Raw genomic sequence first — 18,331 nt, 5'->3', positions numbered from 1 at the left:
GCCACCATCAGTATGGCGAGTGCCGCTCCCAGCTGTCATCCATCTGGTTGCGGAACCAGGTCATCTGCCGCTTTGCATATTGTCGCGTCGCCGCCGCTCCTTTTTCGATAACCTCACCGCGGGTCATCTCGCCCTTCAGCATGGCGGCGATCTGCGAGACGCCGATAGCTTTCATCACGGGCATCTCGGACGGCAGCGCCAGCGCAAGCAGCGCCTCTACCTCATCTTCAGCGCCCTGCTTCAGCATCGTCTCGAACCGACCATTGATGCGCTCGTGCAGCAGCGCACGTTCCGGCAGGACAACAATCTTGCGCGCCGTATCCGGATTGACGATGACCGGTCCTGCCTGCCCCTGAAAGCTGGCGATCGACTGGCCCGTCGCTTGCAGCACCTCTAGAGCTCGCACGACACGCTGCCCGTCCTGACTGCCCAGCCCTGCGGCCACCACCGGATCGATTTCCGTCAGCAGCGCGTGGAGCGGCTCCGGCCCCTCTTCGGCCAGCCTCCCGCGCAGACCGCTGCGCACCTCGTCCGGAATTGCCGGCATATCCGAGAGACCGCCTGTCAACGCTTTGAAATAGAGACCCGTCCCACCGACGAAGACGGGCACTCGCCCATCGCTGCGAATTCGCGACAGCAGCGCCGAAACGTCGCGCAGCCAGGCACCTGTCGAATACGGGCTGCCGGCGGGAACATGACCGTAGAGATGATGAGGCACACCCTGCATGTCCTCCTGCGAGGGCCGCGCCGTGAGCACCCTCAACGTGTCGTACACCTGCATGCTGTCGGCGTTGACGACAACGCCGTCATGTTGTTTCGCCAATGCGACCGCCAGTGCGGACTTGCCGCTTGCGGTCGGCCCGGTTATCAGGATCGCATTCACTGCGTTCAGAAGGTTTTCCATCATGGCCCTCGTTGCCACGCTTGTTGCCAGTCCGTCAAATCCCGTTCTAACGCCGGCGATCGCCGAGCAGGCTGCCAAAGCCGTTAATGCCTCGGGTCTCTACTGGCTTGCCGATGGCATTGCTTGCGATATCGCCTTTCGTGACGGCACCGATGCACTGGTGGCGAAATCAGGCATTCTGGCGGTGATTGGCAATGCGGCAATAGACCTCGTCGTCCAGGAAGCGGAAACGCGTCGAAAGAAGCTGCTGATCGCCGACATGGATTCGACCATGATCGGGCAGGAATGCATCGACGAACTCGCTGCCGAAGTCGGCCTGAAAGAAAAGGTCGCGACGATTACCGCGCGAGCAATGAATGGCGAAATCGCGTTCGAACCGGCGCTGCGCGAGCGGGTCGCACTGCTAAAGGGTCTGCCGATCGCCGTCGTCGACGAGGTGATCGCCAAGCGCATCACCTTGACGCCAGGCGGTCTGCAATTGATCGCTACCATGAAGTCGAAGGGCCACTATGCCGCGCTTGTCTCGGGAGGCTTCACTGTCTTTACTAGCCGCATCGCGAAGACACTTGGCTTCGACGAGAATCGTGCGAACATCCTGCTGGAGGAAAATGGCATCCTCACCGGCTTTGTCGCCGAGCCTATCCTGGGCAAGCAAGCGAAGGTGGATGCGCTGAACGATATCTCACAAAAGCTGGGCATATTGCCCGACGACGCCATGGCGGTGGGCGATGGAGCCAATGACCTCGGCATGCTGCATGTCGCCGGCTCCGGCGTGGCTCTCCACGCAAAGCCCGCGGTCGCGGCAGAGGCCAGGATGCAGATCAACCACGCCGACCTGACCGCCCTGCTCTATATCCAGGGCTACCGGAAGACGGATTTTGTCACGCCGTAGAATGAGCCGAGCCATTCGGCTCGGTCTCCAGCTCATTCCATCGGAACCGCAACGAAGCGCAGATCACCGTTCCCCGAGGCGATCATCATCTGCGCATTGCGCCGACCTTCCTGCTTCAGCGATTGAACCTTTTCGGCCACCGCCTCCGGCGACTTCATGAACTCCTGAGCCACCTCGACGATCACGTCGCCTGGCTTCAATCCCTTCTCGGCTGCGAGCGATCCCGGCGCAACCTCGGCAACGAGAACGCCGTCGACGCTTTCCGCGATACCGAAGGTCTTGCGGGTTTCCGCACTCAGCGCCGAAAGCGAAAGCCCGAGCACGTCCTTGGCAGCCTGAGCGTCAGGCGCCACCGGAGCTGGCGCACCCTTGCCGTCCGGTAACGGTTGGCTCTGGTCGCTATCCGGCTCGTCCATATCCTGGTTCTCATCAGGATCGGGATTGATCACGCCGCCCTGCGAGTTGTCTGGAGCGGCATCGTTCGATGCGGCCTGATCGCTATCTTCCAGACGCCCGAGCTTGACCTTGACGGTCTGCTCCTTGCCGTCGCGGAGGACAACGACATCGACCTCCTTGCCGACGGGGCTTTCCGCCACGACGCGCGGCAGATCGCGCATTTCGTTGACGGCCTTGCCGTCGAACTTCAGGATCACATCACCGGCCTTGATCGAACCGTCGTCCACCGGTCCACCCTTGATGACGCCGGCGACCAGTGCACCTTTGGCGTTGGCGAGGCCGAGACTGTCGGCCACGTCGTCGGTGACGGGCTGGATACGCACACCGAGCCAGCCGCGCCGCGTCTCGCCGAACTCGCGAAGCTGTTCGACAACGCCTGAAGCCAGTTCCGAAGGTACCGAGAAGCCGATGCCGATCGAGCCACCGCTTGGCGATATGATCGCCGTGTTGATCCCGATCACTTCGCCCTTCATATTGAAGAGCGGCCCGCCGGAATTCCCCTTGTTGATCGCGGCGTCAGTCTGGATGAAATTGTCGTAAGGGCCGGCATTGATGTTGCGGCCGCGGCCGGAAATGATACCGACGGTCACGGATCCGCCGAAACCGAACGGATTGCCGATTGCCATCACCCAGTCACCGATGCGCATGCCGCTGGACTGACCGAACTTTACGAACTTCAGCGGTGCTTTCGGCTCGACCTTGAGCACCGACAGATCGGTCTTCGTATCGGTGCCGATGAGCTTGGCCTTGAGCTTGCTGCCATCGGCGAAGTTCACCTCGATGTCGTCAGCGCCCTCGATCACATGGTTATTCGTGACGATGTAGCCCTGCGGATCGATGACGAAACCGGAGCCGAGCGAATTGACATTGTGGTTGCCGCCCTTGTTGCCCTTCTGCTTGTTGAAAAAATCGTTGAAGAATTCCTGGAACGGCGAACCATCTGGTGCGCGCGGCGCCGGACCAGCCCCTTCATCGTTCTTCACATTCTGCGATGTCGAGATATTGACGACGGCATCGAGAAGCCCCTCCGCCAGATCGGCAACAGATGCCGGACCGGCGGTCGGGGCCGCGCCTTGCGCTTGGACGACCTCGGTGAAACTGACGGACGCCAGGAATGCACTGCCGGCCAGGAGAGCGAGCGATCGTCTGAAGGTCGGGCGTTTCGTCGGGGCCATCAAGCATCCTCATGTGGGTAAAAGCGCACTCTGAGCACCAGCATACGGCGGAATGATGGAGGGCGAAATCACCTTTTCGCGAAATCCCGCGCAATCTCCCTCCTTGCCCGATGCGCTGTCCTGCGCACCTTGTGGCGGCGGGTGGCAGGTGCCAAAAGACGAACTCCCATAAGAAGAAAGGCCGGCCAAGCGGCCGGCCTTCCAAGGGCTTAACAACGAGACACTGTCAGTTCGAAGGCGCGGCAGGCACCGCAGGCGGTGCAGCAGGCGGCGTTACGGCATCCGCCCGGCCTGTCGCGCTGTCGAAATAACGGAAGAACTCCGAATTGGGCGAAAGGACCAGTGTTGTTCCGGAAGAACCCAGAGCCTGCTGATACGCCGCCATAGAGCGATAGAACTCGAAGAAGCTCGGATCCCGTGTAAACGCCTGCGCGAAAACCCGGTTGCGTTCCCCTTCGCCCTGACCACGCAGGATTTCCGATTCGCGCTGGGCGTCGGCAACGATCTCGACCACCTGGCGGTCGGCGATCGCCCGGCGCCGCTGCCCCTGCTCGGTACCTTCTGCGCGAAGCAGTTCCGCCTCGGCAAGGCGTTCGGCTCGCATGCGGTTATAAGTCTGTTGCGAGACGTCCTGCGTCAGGTCCGTCCGGCGAATGCGAACGTCCTCGATATCGATACCGAGATTTTCGGCATCGCGATGCAGGTCGTCGCGAACCTCCGTCATCATCGAGGCGCGCTCGTTGGAAAGAGCGGCATCGAATCCCCTCAGACCGTAGACGCGACGCAGTGATGAATCGAGACGGGTGCGTAGCCGGGCCTCGGCTGCCTCGCGGTCACCGGACACGGTTTCGCGGAAACGCTGTGCATCGGTGATCTTGTAGATCACGAACGCATCCACATCGTAGAACGCACCGCCGGAAACCTGCACGCGGATATTGTCGAGATCGAAGCGTAGTTCCTGCTTCTGGACATACTGGACGCGATCGGCATCCATGAAGGCGAAAGGAAGCTTGAAGTATATGCCTGGCTCCGTCCGAACCGCCTGGATCTGACCGAAACGGACAACGACCGCCTGCTCACGCGCGTTGACCACGAAGACCGACGAATAGACAATCAGCAGTAAGACCGCGAGACCGATGAGTATTGCAGGAATCCTGTTCGTCATCACTTGGCCTCCTGCTGCTGGGTGACCTGCGGCTGGGCCGGGGGCCGGGCAAGTTCGTTGAGCGGCAGATACGGCACAACACCCTGGCCTTGCTTTTCGTCGATGATCACCTTGTTGGATCCCTTCAGGACCGACTCCATCGTCTCGAGGAAGAGACGCTTGCGCGTCACATCTGGCGCCTTGGAATATTCGTCGTAGACCGACACGAAGCGCTGCGCCTCGCCTTCCGCTTCCTTCACGACGCGGTCCTTGTATGCGGCCGCGGCTTCACGGATCTGTGCCGCGTCACCACGCGCCCCACCGAGCTTCTGGTTGGCGTACTGATTGGCCTCCTCGACAAGACGCTGCTTGTCCTGATCCGCGCGCTGGACTTCCTCGAAAGCGTCGGCCACTTCACGCGGCGGCGCGACATCCTCGATCGTCAGTGCATTGATAGAGATGCCCGCACCATAGCGGTCCATCGTGCCTTGAATGATGGCCCGAACCTCAGTGCCGATCTGCGCGCGCGCATCGCGGAAAATATCCTGCGCAGGACGGCGTCCGACGACTTCGCGCATCGCGCTCTCGGACACCTGCTGCAGTGTTTCGGCCGGGTTCTCAAGATTGAACAGGAAGGCCCTGGGATCGCTGACGGTGAAAAGCACCGAGAACTGCACGTTGACGATGTTCTGGTCGCCGGAAAGCATGAGGCCCGCCGACGAACTCGCCGTCGCGCGGCCGCCTATGTTCTGCTGCTGCTCGGTCACCTTCACGATTTCGACCGTGTCCATCGGCCAGAAATGGAAATGCAGCCCCGGCATCGAGACCTGCTCGCGCGGTCTGCCGAAGCGAAGCTCCACACCGCGCTCGTCCGGCTGAATGGTGTAAATGCACTGGAAGAGCCAGAAGACCAGCAGAACGGCACCAAGAATAAGGAACACGCCGCCGTTGAACCCACCGGGAACAAAGCTTCGCAGCCGATCCTGCCCCCGCCGGATGATATCTTCCAGGTCAGGCGGTCCGCCCTTGCCTCCGCCACCGCCGCGCGGGCGGTTCGGCCCTTGCCCCCATGGTCCCTGATTATTACCGCCGCCGCCGCCCCAAGGGCCGCCGCCGCCATTCTGATTGCTCCAGGGCATCAAAACCTCGTTGTTCGTTAAACTCCCGATCGCTCGACCCACGGGGGCGGTGGATGCTGCGATCGTGACCGTTATAGGTATCACCGCATCCGCTTTCAACGCAGCATCAGGAAGTTGGCGATATTTATTGGAAAATAGTGAGTTTTTCAGCCTTCAGCGCCGTTCGTATACCACGAAGCGCGTCGGGTAGTTGTCGCGCTCACCGGCCGGAACATCAACGGCCTCGCCCGGCCGCCAGAGCAATGGATCGATCAACGGAAATGATGTGTCGCCGTTCAAGCTCGTTTCGACATGAGTGATGTACAAACGATCAGCAATATCGATGGCTTGCTTGTAAATCTGCCCGCCGCCGACAATGCAGATTTCGGACTGGCCGAGGCGGCCCGCCAAATCCTCGGCGATAGCGACCGCATCGGTCAACGACCTGGCCATGTGAACGTCTGGATGATCGATCGCCGCGCGACGGGAGATCACGACATTCGGCCGTCCGGGCAACGGCTTGCCGATGGAATCATAGGTCTTTCGACCCATGATGACGGGCTTGCCCAGTGTCAGTGCCTTGAACCGCCTGAGATCTGTCGACAGACGCCAGGGCATGCCGCCGTGATGCCCGATGATGCCGTTCTCAGCGACGGCGACAACGATCGTCTTGCTTACATCGGACATGGTTTTCCCTGATCAGACAGCGATCGGCGCCTTGATGCTTGCGTCCGCCTCATAGCCGATCAACTCGAAACCCTCGAACTTGAAGCCGAAGATATCCTTCATTGATGCGCATGAACGGCAGCGGCTTCGGCCTGCGCGTCAACTGGAGCTTCGCCTGCTCGAAATGATTATGGTAGATATGCGTATCCCCGAGCGTATGGACGAAATCGCCAGGCTTCAGCCCGGTCACCTGCGCCACCATCATCGTCAGCGGTGCGTCCGAGGCGACATTGAAGGGTTTTCCGCTATGACAGTTAGATCGCAATTTCAGTACCCTCAAAATCTGACTGCTGGATGGCTTCGTAGCCAAGGCTATTCATAGGCTTACCAAACGCCAATATGAGAATAGCCTTGGCGTGGTTCGACCTTATCCCGGCCACCACACCAGTGCGCATTCTACGACGATCTCTTCGAAGAAATCGTATTGCTGCCAATCGGAATTGTAGTCTGATTCCCAGAGATTTGTAATCAATCCTGCAAACTCTTGGTCTTGGCAGCGCCATTCAGAGCTGCTTGCCCGCCCAAAGGATCCCGTCTAGGGCAGCGCGCTTCGCCGCGTCCGCTGTTGGATGGAACACTCGTCCTATCTGCGTTCGCTTAGTCGCGGTGTTACTAATGACGAGACCAATCCCATCCCTACTCGAATATGGTCACATTGTGACCCGACGTATTGATGAAAGCTTTTCCCTTCGACGATTGCATCCCTTGGTCGCCAATAGAACCAAGTGCATGCAGTTTCCCCCCTTGAGAAAAGCCCAATCGCGGGCTTGCTCGCGACCGTCGGATTTTTGGTGACAGCCTCCTTGATTGTCAGATCGAGCGGAACGATGACGAGAGCCGGCTGCTCAGGAACCAGCGTACCGTCCATATCGAAAACAGCAATCCTGTCGACTTCATGTACAAAATCGGGTCTGCCAGCCGTCGTTGTCTCTCCGGCTAGGACATGTTCAAATCAAATGCGCATAGATCGGTGGATATCCGCTTCTAGCGAAAGCCTGCCATGACGGCGGCCGACCGGAAGGACGCGAGAATATAGCGGCGCTACTTATTTGGAAGGTACCGGGCAGCTCATGTCGCCCTCCTCGCATGACAGATAGCCCTTGAGGTCTTTGACGCGGTTCTGTGTAAGGCCTTCGAGACACGAGTTCGGAACGAAAGGACCGAAAAACGTTGCAGCCTTAAGAATTCTCATGCCGTTCCTCTCGATTCGTCTTTCAGAATTGAAACGTTTGCGAGTTCTGCAATGGCGGGTGTTGGGGCGCAAAGCGGTCTCTTGCTGATGACTGCTTTCGCCTAACCAGTCGTCAGTTTAACCCTAACCAAATTCCGCGATTGGCTGCGCGTCGCTACTATAGGCTGCGCGCATGAATCGGGTGGCTTATACAGCCCTCCGGGACGACCATGTCGCTCCTATAACTGAGGAACGAGACATGTCATCCGTTCTTGCACTGCATATCATCGCCGCCGGACGCGGTGATGTACTTCGTCCGGTGCTCGTGGAAGCCCTCAAACAACAGTCTCTTATCGACCATACTCTCTCCATCTCCCGGTCGGGCAACACCTCTTCATCCTCTAGCGACCCGCCGCCTCACCCGCCAAATTGTCGAATTAAGTTGCCTATCGCGTAGCGGCGATGACCGCAAATGGCGACAAGCGGAATCGAACGATTTTCCGCCGAACTGCGAGCAGGCGCGCATGTCGGACATTTACCAAAGCTTGAATGTCGTTTTGGTGATAAGCTGGCAAGCCAAAACGTCCCAACGAAAAATTGCAAAGGGGAGAGTGAAATGCCGACATTGTTCGTAAGGCACGAGGTTTCTGACTACGCGACTTGGCGCAGGGTTTATGACGCCTTTGCACCCGTTCAAAAGGCAAACGCGGTAATGGCGGAGGCGGTGTATCAAGCCGCCGATAATCCCAACGATGTTACCGTCACCCATGAGTTTGCCACGCTTGAGGCAGCCCAAGCGTTTGGCAAGCTCGAGGAGCTAAGGTCGGCGATGCGCACAGGAGGCGTGCTGGGAGCGCCGACGGTGTGGCTTACCAACAAAGCTCAAAACGACCCAAGGTGACATTTGTGAACGCGAAGCAGTGGTCCGTCGGTGTCGGCTATCGACCCAAGCTGCCGTTTGGTGATGGCGAGAATGACTGCCTTGTGCCAGGATTCCCGCCGTTCTGCCCGAAAAATCAACAGCCCGGAACCGGTCTTTCGTTCCGAAAGCTTCGTTCGAATTTACTGCTTTGCTCGCCGACGGTGACGATCTGCGTTGGCGGAAAGGGTAAGCTTTTTGGCTATGGGCGGGACGGTGTTGTTGGGGGAAGTTCCGATTTAGCGGTTCGATTGAGCCCCTTTGCGCCCTCATTCCGGTCATCCGCACCAAACCCTGAACTTCCTGAAAGCAGTCCGTCCTCTTGCAGCGCGACCGTAGTACACCGCCGGATGTAAATCGCTTATCCATCACAACCGACGTAAATCGGCTTCGGAGCAGAATGCCACGGCTGCCATCGTTCGATGTCGATATCGCTGGTTTCGGACACGCGCGTGTATACAAAATGAGAAAGGCTATCCTGCTTGATTACGGCAGCGCTCAACCGTCCCGTCCGGTATGCTGCGGTATCGAGGGCGATGCGATTGTCGTAGACTTCCGGCAGGAGCGAGTTGGTAATCGTATGGCCATGCACGACGATATGATCGAACGCATCGAAATGGTCCAAGAAGCCCGCTCGTATCCACCTCAGATCGTAGTCCGTCTGCGTGGCAAGCGAAATCCCGGGGCGGATTCCAGCATGGACGAAGCAGAACCTTCCGATCTCAAGGTAGGTCAACGCGCCTTCAAGCAATTCGTGATGTTTCGGGTAAGCGATTCGGATGTCCGCGGCTATTTCCGTCAAGTTTGGCAACGGAACTTTGGAATAGGCCGTTACGGTTGCTACCCCTCCCCAATCCATCCAATTCGTGGCGTCTTGAGACTCAAGATCACCACGAAGCAAGGCGCGCAGATAGAAATCGTGGTTTCCTAGAACCAGCCTCGAACCCGGGTAGCGCTCAAGGGTTGCCGCGACTAAATCCAGCACCCGAGGACTATGAGGTCCTCGATCTACAAGATCGCCGAGAAAAACGACAATCGGCTTCGATGCGCTTTCCTGTGATGCGACTTCTATGTGGCCGAGCAAGGCTTCTAAAAGGTCGGCACGTCCATGGATGTCGGCGATCGCATAGATATCGGATGAAACACCATCGGGCATAGGCACAAATCTCTCTTGTCGGCCTTGGATGGGCCTTTCGCTCACCGAGCCGATTTACTCAGTTTTGACCGTAACGGCAATGCGTTAGGGGATAAGGCCTTTCTTCGGGATTTCCACCTGCCTGCATGATCGTGCGATGGCGCTGTATCGTCGAAATCCATGGCTATCCGTTGGATTGAAAGCCGGCTCCTCTTGATGGTCGGAGGCACAACCATGATGAGGCACTCCAGGGCACGTGCCCAACGCGAAAAGAAACGCGCTGTGACCTACGAAATCGCGACGGGATCTTCAATGCGGAACGTGACGCTCGTGAAGCAAAGACGGCCCTCTCCGCGAGCTACGTTCCGCCCTCCTCCACGTACGGACGCAGGATCACTTCGAAAGGCGCTCGTTGACCAGTTCGGGCGGGAATGAGCTTTGCCAGACTGAGGCGCGGCGTTGCGAGGGGTGCCGGCGCATGACGCGTCCAGACAACGGTCAGTGTGAGGACCCGGTTCCGTGCCTCAACATGAAGACTTAGGTGTAACAGGAACAATCAACTCCTCCGGCCGTTCGTTGTTCACACGATTTACGGAGGAAAAATCCATGACCAATCATCTTAACGACGGCGCGTTTAACATCGCAGGAAGGCGCGCGAGCACGCTGACTGCGTTCTTCGACAATCGCGGAGACGCTGAGGCGGCGGTGGACAAACTGAAAGCGGCAGGTGTCACCGGCGTCCGCCTCATGCCTGGCTATGAAGCCGATAGCGAAAGCGCGGTTGCGGCCGCCGAAGGATCCGGCTTCTGGTCGAAGCTCGGAGACTGGTTCTTTCCTGACGAAGACCGCGATGTCTACGCCGAAGGCCTTCGCCGTGGCGGCTTTCTTGTCTCCGTCTCCGTCGACTCGAACAACTACGACACGGCCCATGACATCCTCGACGACGAAGGGTCGATCGACATGGACGAACGTGCGGACACCTGGCGGACGGATGGCTGGACCGCTGGCCGCGATCAGCAGGCGGCAGAGACCAAAAACGACGTCTTCCAGGCTGATGCGGCAGCAGGCGCTGCGACGGGCGGCCGCTATATGCGCAGTACAGAAGCGACCTCGGCGCGAGTGCGCGCATACGAGCTGACCGAAGAACTTCCCGATGACGTCCTGGACGATGTCCTTCCTACCGGGCATCAGCGAGACGTTTCAGAAGGCGAGCGTCCAATGTCACAGGAACAGTCCATCGATGACATTCGCCGGGGTCAGTGGCTTCCAGGCAGCCGATGAAGTTCGAATTGAATCGAGGGGAAGGCTTTGCCTTCCCCTTCATCGAGCTGACGACCATGCCACACCTCTCTGAATCTATTGCTCGTCACCTGCCGGTCGCGACGTCAGAAAGCGAGAAACTCGGGTTCTCTACGCCTAATAAGAAGACCGGCAAGGGCCAGAGGGCCAGCTATCCTACGCCCCCTCCTCTCTAACGCCCTCACGCAACATCAAACCGAAGCATTTCATTGCACGGCGTAACCTCGATACGTGACACTGCAGGCGCTATATGTCATCTTACTAATGTATCCTATCGAGGGGGAAATAGAGATGCGAAATTTGCTCATTGTAGCGCTCAGCATCGGAGCGCCCTTTTTCGTCGCTAGCAACATTGCAATTGCGGCAGAGTGCGAAATCAACGTTACGAAAGAAATATTGGACCCCAACGTCGTCAGTCCGAACGGGGATCTGGCACAAGGAATTGTTTGCCTGGCCATACCCGTGACAATTGAAGCCTCGGATCAAGGAAGGCCGACGGCGGACGATGCCACGGCGGCCAGAAATATCGTAGTTCTCGCGAACAAAATCATCGGGAATGGCTCGCCCGCTGACCCGACTAACCCGAAGATCCTAAGTTCGACCGCACCAGTGCTTGCCGCACTTTCCACGTGGCCTTCTGGCGGCACAGGTGGAGCATCCTTGCAGAAGAAGCAGTTGACCCCGGGCCAACTACACTCGATTGCCTCTATGCTGAAATGCCGAGCACTTGCACTGATTGGAGATCCACCACCCAAATGTGGCACCGCTAACTGGAACAAGGGCGTCGTGATTGAGATGGCGGGCAAGATCATTGGAAACGGGTGAGACAGTGGCTCCGGTGCGGTCAAAGCAACTTCAGGCTTCACGTCAAAGCAAAGCTTTCACCCTGCGGGATGGTCCGGCATTCTGAGGATCGAACGTATCGACGTACCGGAAGCTGACGAATGTCAGCGTTGGCGGCCATCGGCCACCACGGCGTTCCTCCTATAAAAGGCGTCTGTTTGTGCGCCTCTTCAAAGAAATCGCAGCAGGTGGGGCTCCCGCCCAGACATGCTGGGCGAAACTCCCCAAAATAAACGCGGCCGCGCCAGCTGCGGCTAGTCCCAGCCAGCTATGGATTTCCAACTTTGCCGCTCCATCACTATGAAGCGGATCTTCGCGAACGGTGGCAAGCCGTTCCCGAAGATCCGCCACTTCTTTGCGGAGCCAAGCCAACTCTTTCACATTCGCTTCGGGATCGTGATCGGCTGGTTCATCAATCGCCTCCTCGGGAGCGTCAATCTCGGCGTCAGCCAGATATTCCCGAAGCTGTGCTGGACTGGTGAAGCCTTTTGTTCTGGTCCTCGTCATGGATTTTCTCCTCGCGTGCCCATTTCGATAAACGCCGGTTGCCCCGAAAGGATGCATAGCCTTCCGAACGTTCGCTCTCCGCGTCATGCAGAAGGTAGTCTTGCTTATGGCGGCATACGCGGATGACGGCTCGCGCGAATAATGAATAGGTCGACTGCACCCGAACCTTCGTCAATCGCAAGGGCAGTATCGCGCACTAAGCGTGACAGAGCTTTTATGATAGAATTGGCATTCTCGATATCCACCAACTTGAGCGAAACAGCCATGGCAGCAGGAAACAAATCGTCCCAGGCAGGAGCAACTCAGAAGCCTCGCCAGAAATTCAATCCCAAGCGAGACCCCAAGCCACGGGTACTCGCTCAGGCCAATCGCACTGCCTTGCGGATGGCTTCTATTGTGATGGTCGCTTTTCTTGTCATCGTCGCCGTTCAAGCGCTGTGGTAGCCGCGCGTGCGATGGGCGAACTGAGGCTTTTCACCTGATCCATGTCTCCAATTGGCATGCTACGTGGCGTTATAGACCATTTCGGAGACCGATGGCCCAGTCACGGCATTGTGCGGGCGGCCATTGCGACTTTCGATTGAAGATTGCCGCTTTCGGCACGAGCCGACGAAACGTTCCGGCAGTCAGCCCATCGCTAGCTTCCTAGGCGTTGCTCTAGCGGCCAGACCTCGACGACACCGTAGGCCACAGCACATGGTGTCTTCGAAACGATCTCTATCGCCTCCGCCAGGTCAGCCGCCTCGATGAGGGCGAAACCCGCGACAGGCAGTTCCGACCTCATGAATGGGCCCTCGGAGACAGTCACTTCCTTGGTCTCATGGTTTCTAACCTGAACGGCCCGCCCGGCCATTCCCATCTCGACCCCGGCTTGTTGAAGTTTTGCATCATGAGCGTGAGCATCGGCGCGGATCAGCTTATCCGTCCGTTCGTAACCCGCTTCGTCTCCGTATCCTATCGCGACAAACCTTGGCACAAGCTCCTCCATACTTTCGAAGGAAAGTTGGTGGCACCAAACGTGATGTCAATGACTGCTTTTGGCGCGAAGCGGGGAGTCGACTGGGCGGACTGCCGGAAGGCCGACGGTGGTGCGGAAGCTTCCGCCTCCGTCACGATCATTGTAGAACTCAGCAGTTTACAAAGCCAGGTTGCTTTTACCTATGGAACACCGGCCATGCTAGATTTTGATCCGCTATACTCGACCTCTCAGATTGTGGCGATCGAACGCTTCATCGATAGGTACTACGCGTTAGGGGCGTCGGTTTCTTGCCAATTGCTTCAACGCGGCTTTAATGACGTCTACCTAGCCAGCGTGACCAGCGGCGAGCGATATGTGTTTCGGCTCTCGCACCACCGCGCGCGTGGACCAGCCAACGTCAGGAGCGAAACTGCATTCTTGAGGCACCTCTCCAAATTGGGAGTTCCGGTCGCCGCGCCCATTCCGACACGCGATGGCACGTTCTTCCTCAGAGGGCGCGCGCCAGAGGGTGGGCGCGATGGTGTACTTTTTCAGGCGGTCGATGGCCGAGAACCGCTTGCAACTGACGCTGGTGATGCATGGGCCAACGGCAAGACCCTTGCTCTACTGCACAACGCGGCTGAGACATTTCCGGCTAACGGTGCACTGTACCGGCTTGATCTGGAACATTTACTGCATCGGCCTCTTGCTCGAATTCGCGCTAGCGGAATTGTGGGAGAAACGCATGTCCTCAGCGACCTTGAACAAATTGCCGAGCGGACGGCGACGGCCATCAAGGCATTCAGAAACCTGACATGGACGTATTGCCACGGGGACTGCCACGGCTTCAATTCACGTATCAACGAGGCTGGAGAAGCGGTGTTTTTCGACTTCGATGACGGAGGTCCGGGATACCTTGCATATGACTTGGCCGTCTTTTTGTGGGCAAAAGTCTCTTTCGGCCGATCGTTGACCTCTATGTGGGCTGCTTTCGTTGATGGATACAAATCAATCCGACCGATAACTTCTGACGACTTCGAAGCAGCTATTCGGTTCGTGATCGTCCGCCACTTTTGGCTGATGGGTGAGTATGCCAGCCGCGTGTGCGAGTGGGGAAGCAACAGTGTCGGTTGGATAGCACGGGAGGTGACTTTTCTTAGGACATGGGAGAACGAGCGATTTGTCGGCCGCCTATTCTGAACTCAGTTTGCAACGTCGCCATCAACCGTGAAATGACGGTTTGAGGGCACTTCACAATGGGAGTACACAGAGTACAATCAGCGATGGGTTGTCGCAGCTTGCGACCAGATTAACGCCCCGCAACGCGCCGATGTACCGGCATAACTGGATATCACGTGCGCTGGTCGAAACCCCTAAGATTGCATCTCAGCGTTCTGGTCGCGTTGTTGCTCCTTTGCACCTCCTCGCCTCTCATCTGGCTGGCTTTCAGCCAAGGTCGCTCGGCCGCAGTTCTAGCAGGCGAAAAGCAGATGAGGCAAATGAGCCTGCGTCTCGTCGAAGGATACAGAAATGCCCTGGAAGGCGGATACGAAGCCATTGCCGTCGCGTCCTCGCTGCCACAATTGATCTCGCTGCCACCGGATGATCTCAGTGCGAAGCAGGCGTTCTTTGTCGACGTCCTCAGAAACGTCCCAAATGCAACGAGCATCTATGGCGGGTATCCGGACGGCTCCTACGTTCAAGTGATAAGCGCGGCAAATCGGACCGTCCGCACCGCCCTTGCAGCACCCGATGGGGCCGCTTTTGCGGTCAGGACCATCGCCTGGCGGGACAAGGCCGATGTCATCTCGACGATCAGGTTTCTCGATGCAAATGGGGGTCTCATCAACGAACACACGTTCGAATATACGACCTTCGATCCGCGTGCCCGTCCATGGTATCGGTCGGTAGCTCAATATGGCCATCCGATTTCCATCGGCCCCTACGTCACCGGAACGCTGGGGGTTCCAACCCTGACGATGGCCATTCCCATGAAGGGCAACCGTCAGATCGTGGTTGGCATCAACATTCACCTCCAAACCGTCAGCAACCTGCTCGATGCACGGGAGATTTCACCGCGCGCCCGCAGCTATGTCATCGACGACCACGACAAGCTCGTCGCACATTCCGACCCGGCCATAATGAGCAAAATCCTCGGCAGTTGGTCGGAAGACGGGACGGATGGACGACTAACGAATGGCCTGGACGGGAGCGTGGAGACGGTGATGCGACTGCGCCAGAGTCCACGCTATGCGAACGGCGAGGTAGCCCGTTTCGATCTGGATGGCGAGGCCTACCTTGCGCAGATAGCACCAGTGACTTTCTCCGGATTGTTCAAAGGCAGCTCCGTTGCCGTCATTGTGCCGCTCGAGGACCTCGTGCGCCAGGCCAACAGACAGCTCGTTCGCAACCTCCTGATTGCCGCAACGTTCGTGATTGGAGGGATTGGTGCCTCTATCCTCCTCTCGCGCCTGATCGGTCGCTCCCTGTTCCAGCTTGCCGATGAAGCGCGAAGAATCGGCGATCTCGACTTCGCCGGAACGCGCACATCCCACTCCTGGATCAGTGAGATCAACACATTGGCGAGCGCACTGGCTGCCTCGCGGCGGGCCATCGCCCAGTTTGCTCTTTACGTTCCTCGGGAGGTCGTTCGGCGTATTGTCAATCCGGATGGCTCGCCTACAAAGGCAACAAGGCAGGAGGTCACAGTCCTGTTCACCGATATACGTGATTTCACCACGATCTCGGAACTGCATACGCCGGAAGACGTGGTAGACATTCTATCGATCTACTTCGAGTTGTTGAACCAGATTGCCGAACGTCACGGGGGAACAGTCGTCCAGTATCTTGGCGATTCCGCTTTCGTCATGTGGAACGCTCCCATTCAGGACGCCAGTCACGTCGAACACGGCTGTCGCTGTACTCTTGCCATGAAGGCTGCCTTCGACGAATTGAATGTCAAAAATCGCAGCAACGGCCAGCCCGAACTCATAACCCGCTTCGGTCTGCACAGTGGGCAAGCGGTCGTCGGGAGTTTCGGTGCGATCTCGCGCCAGCAGTACACAGCCATGGGCGATACGATCAACGTCGCATCCAGGCTGGAAGGACTAAATAGGGAGTTCGGGACTTCGATCCTTGCGAGCGCCGCAATCCATAGCATGGTCCGGGACCTCTTTGCTTTCCGCGCGATCGGTCCAGTGAAAGTGAAGGGGCGCGCCGAGGCGGTCGAGATTTACGAATTGGTCCAGTCAGAGGATCTCGATCCCTGACAGTTGCCGCGGAGATTCTGAAATCTGAGCCAATGAATATTGTCGGCGCGAGTCAGAAGCCTTTGCCCACGCCTGCTTTGCGCCAAAAGCGGTAGTGCAAGCCGGCCGCCCCATCCCCTAACCTTCGGATGACCTATACCATTCAGCGCACATCGCATACAATACGGAGCGTATCCAATCACATCAAGAAAGGAGAGATCCCATGCGAACGCTGGCGACTGGGTTGCTATGCGCTGCGATTATGGCGCTTCCCGCTACGGCTGCGGATAAACCGTACAATGCCAAGGTCAAGGTGGTATTCGACCATGTGCTTCCGAACGTTCCCGGGAAAAGCATGCGCGGTGTATTGGTCGAATACGGCCCAGGAGGGCACAACCCCTCCCACACGCACCCCAAGAGTGCGTTTATCTATGCGACCGTGATCGAAGGCAGCATCAAGAGCCAGATCAATGACGGAGAAGTCAAGGTCTACAAGACCGGTGAGAACTGGATCGAAGTGCCCGGCGACCACCACCGCGTCAGTGCGAATGCCAGTGACAGCGAACCCGCGAAGATCCTTGCTGTCTTCGTTCTCGACACGAACGAAACGGAGATGGTAACGCCTGACAAATAGGGTGCCGCTGTCTCGTCGTCGAAACCTGGGGCGATCCATGTGGATCTCCAAGCTGAAGGGTAAAGACCATGAAAATCGTTATTATCGGAGGCTCTGGCCTCATCGGAACGAAAGTTGCTGCCATCCTGAGAAACAGGGGGCATGACGTGCTACAGTCATCACCTTCCACTGGGGTAAATACCCTGACGGGCGAAGGATTGTCAGACGCACTTACTGGTGCAGAAGTGGTGATTGACCTGGCCAACTCTCCTTCATTCGCTCCAGCGGACGTCCTGACGTTCTTCGAGCAATCCACATCCAATCTGATCAAGGCAGAGAAGGCGGCGAGTGTTCGCCATCACGTCGCGCTTTCCATCGTTGGCATCGAGCGATCGCCTGACAACGGCTACTTCCGAGGAAAAGTTGTGCAGGAGAGCATCGTCAAAAAAGGCGGTGTTCCCTATACGATCGTCAGGTCGACGCAGTTCATGGAGTTCCTGAGTGGCATCGCCGACAGCGCAACGGTGGACAAGACTGTCCACGCGTCATCGGGAGCATTCCAGCCTATCGCGGCCGACGATGTCGTAGGCTTCGTCGCCGAGGCTGCCACCGCGCCCGTGACAAATCAAACGGTTGAAATCGCTGGTCCTGACAAGAGGCCGATGAGCGACTTCGTGAAGGAGTATCTTGCCGCCACTCACGACGCCCGGAACGTAGTGGTCGACAAGCAGGCCCGGTATTTCGGCTCGCTCGTCGACGACCAATCCTTGGTTCCACTCGGTGCGGCCAAGCTCGGCAAGCTTGACATGAAGACCTGGTTTGCACGGCGCTCACAGGCCGCTGCCTAGATTGGCGATGGTTCGGCGGCCAATGGACATTTCGTCCCGCCGCCTTGCCAAGCCTCGGAAAGGAGGATTGTCACGAGATGGAAAATGGTCAACCTACGCCGCCAGGATACCTTCGAACAAGCAAACGAAATAGACCGGAAGATCGATGATGCGATATCTTCGGCCACCGAGACGCTGCAGGTAGCCACAAGATGCCCGGCATTAAAGCAATGGAACAACGAGTTCTGTATGGAGCGGGCGTCGAGTAGCTGTCGACCGATATGATCGCTTCGCGCCGATACTGTTGAAAAACTATTGGTGGTGAGAATCTCATCTGTCCCCTTAGAAATTAGCGTCCGTGACACGAACCGCCCGCCGAGATATCGTAATGCCTTT

17 protein-coding genes and 1 pseudogene are annotated in these 18,331 nt (G+C 57.8%); 8 read left to right on the top strand and 10 right to left on the bottom strand.

Features of this window, described 5'->3' with window-relative positions; genetic code table 11:
- Positions 1 to 7 precede the first annotated feature (7 nt).
- Positions 8 to 907, bottom strand: coding sequence for a tRNA (adenosine(37)-N6)-dimethylallyltransferase MiaA (gene miaA, locus ASC90_RS07830; protein WP_056537881.1), 900 nt, complete (start codon positions 905 to 907; stop codon positions 8 to 10).
- On the opposite strand from miaA, the gene serB reads away from it, so the two are divergent.
- Complete coding sequence (gene serB / locus ASC90_RS07825; protein WP_056537878.1) at positions 906 to 1,796, top strand: phosphoserine phosphatase SerB; 891 nt, start codon at positions 906 to 908, stop codon at positions 1,794 to 1,796. The two genes, miaA and serB, sit on opposite strands and share 2 nt — an antisense overlap.
- Before the next feature lie 32 nt (positions 1,797 to 1,828).
- Here the strand turns inward: serB and ASC90_RS07820 are convergent, their stop codons facing one another.
- The 5 genes and pseudogenes from ASC90_RS07820 to thyA form a co-directional block, all read right to left on the bottom strand.
- Positions 1,829 to 3,427 carry a DegQ family serine endoprotease gene (locus ASC90_RS07820; RefSeq protein WP_056537875.1) on the bottom strand — a complete coding sequence of 533 codons (1,599 nt, stop codon included), beginning with the start codon at positions 3,425 to 3,427 and terminating at the stop codon, positions 1,829 to 1,831.
- A gap of 226 nt (positions 3,428 to 3,653) precedes the next feature.
- Positions 3,654 to 4,595, bottom strand: coding sequence for a protease modulator HflC (locus ASC90_RS07815; RefSeq protein ID WP_056537871.1), 942 nt, complete (start codon positions 4,593 to 4,595; stop codon positions 3,654 to 3,656).
- Positions 4,592 to 5,710, bottom strand: coding sequence for an FtsH protease activity modulator HflK (gene hflK / locus ASC90_RS07810; RefSeq protein ID WP_056537869.1), 1,119 nt, complete (start codon positions 5,708 to 5,710; stop codon positions 4,592 to 4,594). Before hflK ends, ASC90_RS07815 begins: the two co-directional genes overlap by 4 nt.
- Positions 5,711 to 5,863: 153 nt before the next feature.
- Positions 5,864 to 6,376 (bottom strand): dihydrofolate reductase, encoded by a 513-nt coding sequence (locus ASC90_RS07805; RefSeq protein WP_056537866.1) that lies wholly within the window; start codon positions 6,374 to 6,376, stop codon positions 5,864 to 5,866.
- Positions 6,377 to 6,388: 12 nt separating this feature from the next.
- Positions 6,389 to 6,659: pseudogene (thyA, locus tag ASC90_RS27875) on the bottom strand (thymidylate synthase); the annotation flags it as partial.
- 1,543 nt (positions 6,660 to 8,202) lie between these two features.
- Between thyA and ASC90_RS07800 the strand changes: the two are divergent.
- The gene (locus ASC90_RS07800; protein ID WP_056537863.1) at positions 8,203 to 8,487 is read left to right on the top strand and encodes a hypothetical protein; all 285 of its coding nucleotides are present in this window, start codon (positions 8,203 to 8,205) and stop codon (positions 8,485 to 8,487) included.
- A gap of 379 nt (positions 8,488 to 8,866) precedes the next feature.
- On the opposite strand, the gene ASC90_RS07795 is transcribed toward ASC90_RS07800, so the two are convergent.
- Positions 8,867 to 9,661 carry a metallophosphoesterase gene (locus ASC90_RS07795; RefSeq protein ID WP_056537859.1) on the bottom strand — a complete coding sequence of 265 codons (795 nt, stop codon included), beginning with the start codon at positions 9,659 to 9,661 and terminating at the stop codon, positions 8,867 to 8,869.
- Between the two features lie 585 nt (positions 9,662 to 10,246).
- On the opposite strand from ASC90_RS07795, the gene ASC90_RS07790 reads away from it, so the two are divergent.
- A complete protein-coding gene (locus ASC90_RS07790) occupies positions 10,247 to 10,921 on the top strand; it encodes a hypothetical protein (protein ID WP_056537856.1) in 675 nt (224 codons plus the stop codon).
- Positions 10,922 to 11,230: 309 nt separating this feature from the next.
- A complete protein-coding gene (locus tag ASC90_RS07780) occupies positions 11,231 to 11,764 on the top strand; it encodes a hypothetical protein (protein WP_056537850.1) in 534 nt (177 codons plus the stop codon).
- A gap of 159 nt (positions 11,765 to 11,923) precedes the next feature.
- Here ASC90_RS07780 and ASC90_RS07775 read toward each other — a convergent pair whose 3' ends face one another.
- Both ASC90_RS07775 and ASC90_RS07765 read right to left on the bottom strand, forming a co-directional pair.
- Positions 11,924 to 12,289 (bottom strand): hypothetical protein, encoded by a 366-nt coding sequence (locus tag ASC90_RS07775; RefSeq protein ID WP_056537848.1) that lies wholly within the window; start codon positions 12,287 to 12,289, stop codon positions 11,924 to 11,926.
- Positions 12,290 to 12,926: 637 nt separating this feature from the next.
- Positions 12,927 to 13,277, bottom strand: a complete 351-nt coding sequence (locus ASC90_RS07765) for a YciI family protein (protein WP_244480341.1) — start codon at positions 13,275 to 13,277, stop codon at positions 12,927 to 12,929.
- A gap of 186 nt (positions 13,278 to 13,463) precedes the next feature.
- Here ASC90_RS07765 and ASC90_RS07760 point away from each other — a divergent pair, with 186 nt between their 5' ends.
- From ASC90_RS07760 to ASC90_RS07745, 4 genes are all read left to right on the top strand, one after another.
- Positions 13,464 to 14,447, top strand: coding sequence for a phosphotransferase (locus tag ASC90_RS07760; RefSeq protein ID WP_056538130.1), 984 nt, complete (start codon positions 13,464 to 13,466; stop codon positions 14,445 to 14,447).
- A 155-nt stretch (positions 14,448 to 14,602) separates the two neighbouring features.
- Positions 14,603 to 16,516 (top strand): adenylate/guanylate cyclase domain-containing protein, encoded by a 1,914-nt coding sequence (locus ASC90_RS07755; protein WP_056537845.1) that lies wholly within the window; start codon positions 14,603 to 14,605, stop codon positions 16,514 to 16,516.
- A gap of 202 nt (positions 16,517 to 16,718) precedes the next feature.
- Complete coding sequence (locus tag ASC90_RS07750; protein ID WP_056537843.1) at positions 16,719 to 17,129, top strand: cupin domain-containing protein; 411 nt, start codon at positions 16,719 to 16,721, stop codon at positions 17,127 to 17,129.
- 68 nt (positions 17,130 to 17,197) lie between these two features.
- Positions 17,198 to 17,956: an SDR family oxidoreductase gene (locus ASC90_RS07745; protein WP_056537840.1), complete on the top strand. Its 759-nt coding sequence runs from the start codon at positions 17,198 to 17,200 to the stop codon at positions 17,954 to 17,956.
- Here the strand turns inward: ASC90_RS07745 and ASC90_RS29530 are convergent.
- Positions 17,953 to 18,331: hypothetical protein (locus ASC90_RS29530; RefSeq protein ID WP_210172037.1), on the bottom strand; the 379-nt coding region annotated here is incomplete at its 5' end. The two genes, ASC90_RS07745 and ASC90_RS29530, sit on opposite strands and share 4 nt — an antisense overlap.

Origin of the sequence: Rhizobium sp. Root1220 (assembly GCF_001426265.1) — a bacterium.
Classification (GTDB): domain Bacteria; phylum Pseudomonadota; class Alphaproteobacteria; order Rhizobiales; family Rhizobiaceae; genus Rhizobium.
The sequence above is the reverse complement of the archived record's forward strand: the minus strand, read 5'-3'. Positions and strand labels throughout refer to the sequence as shown.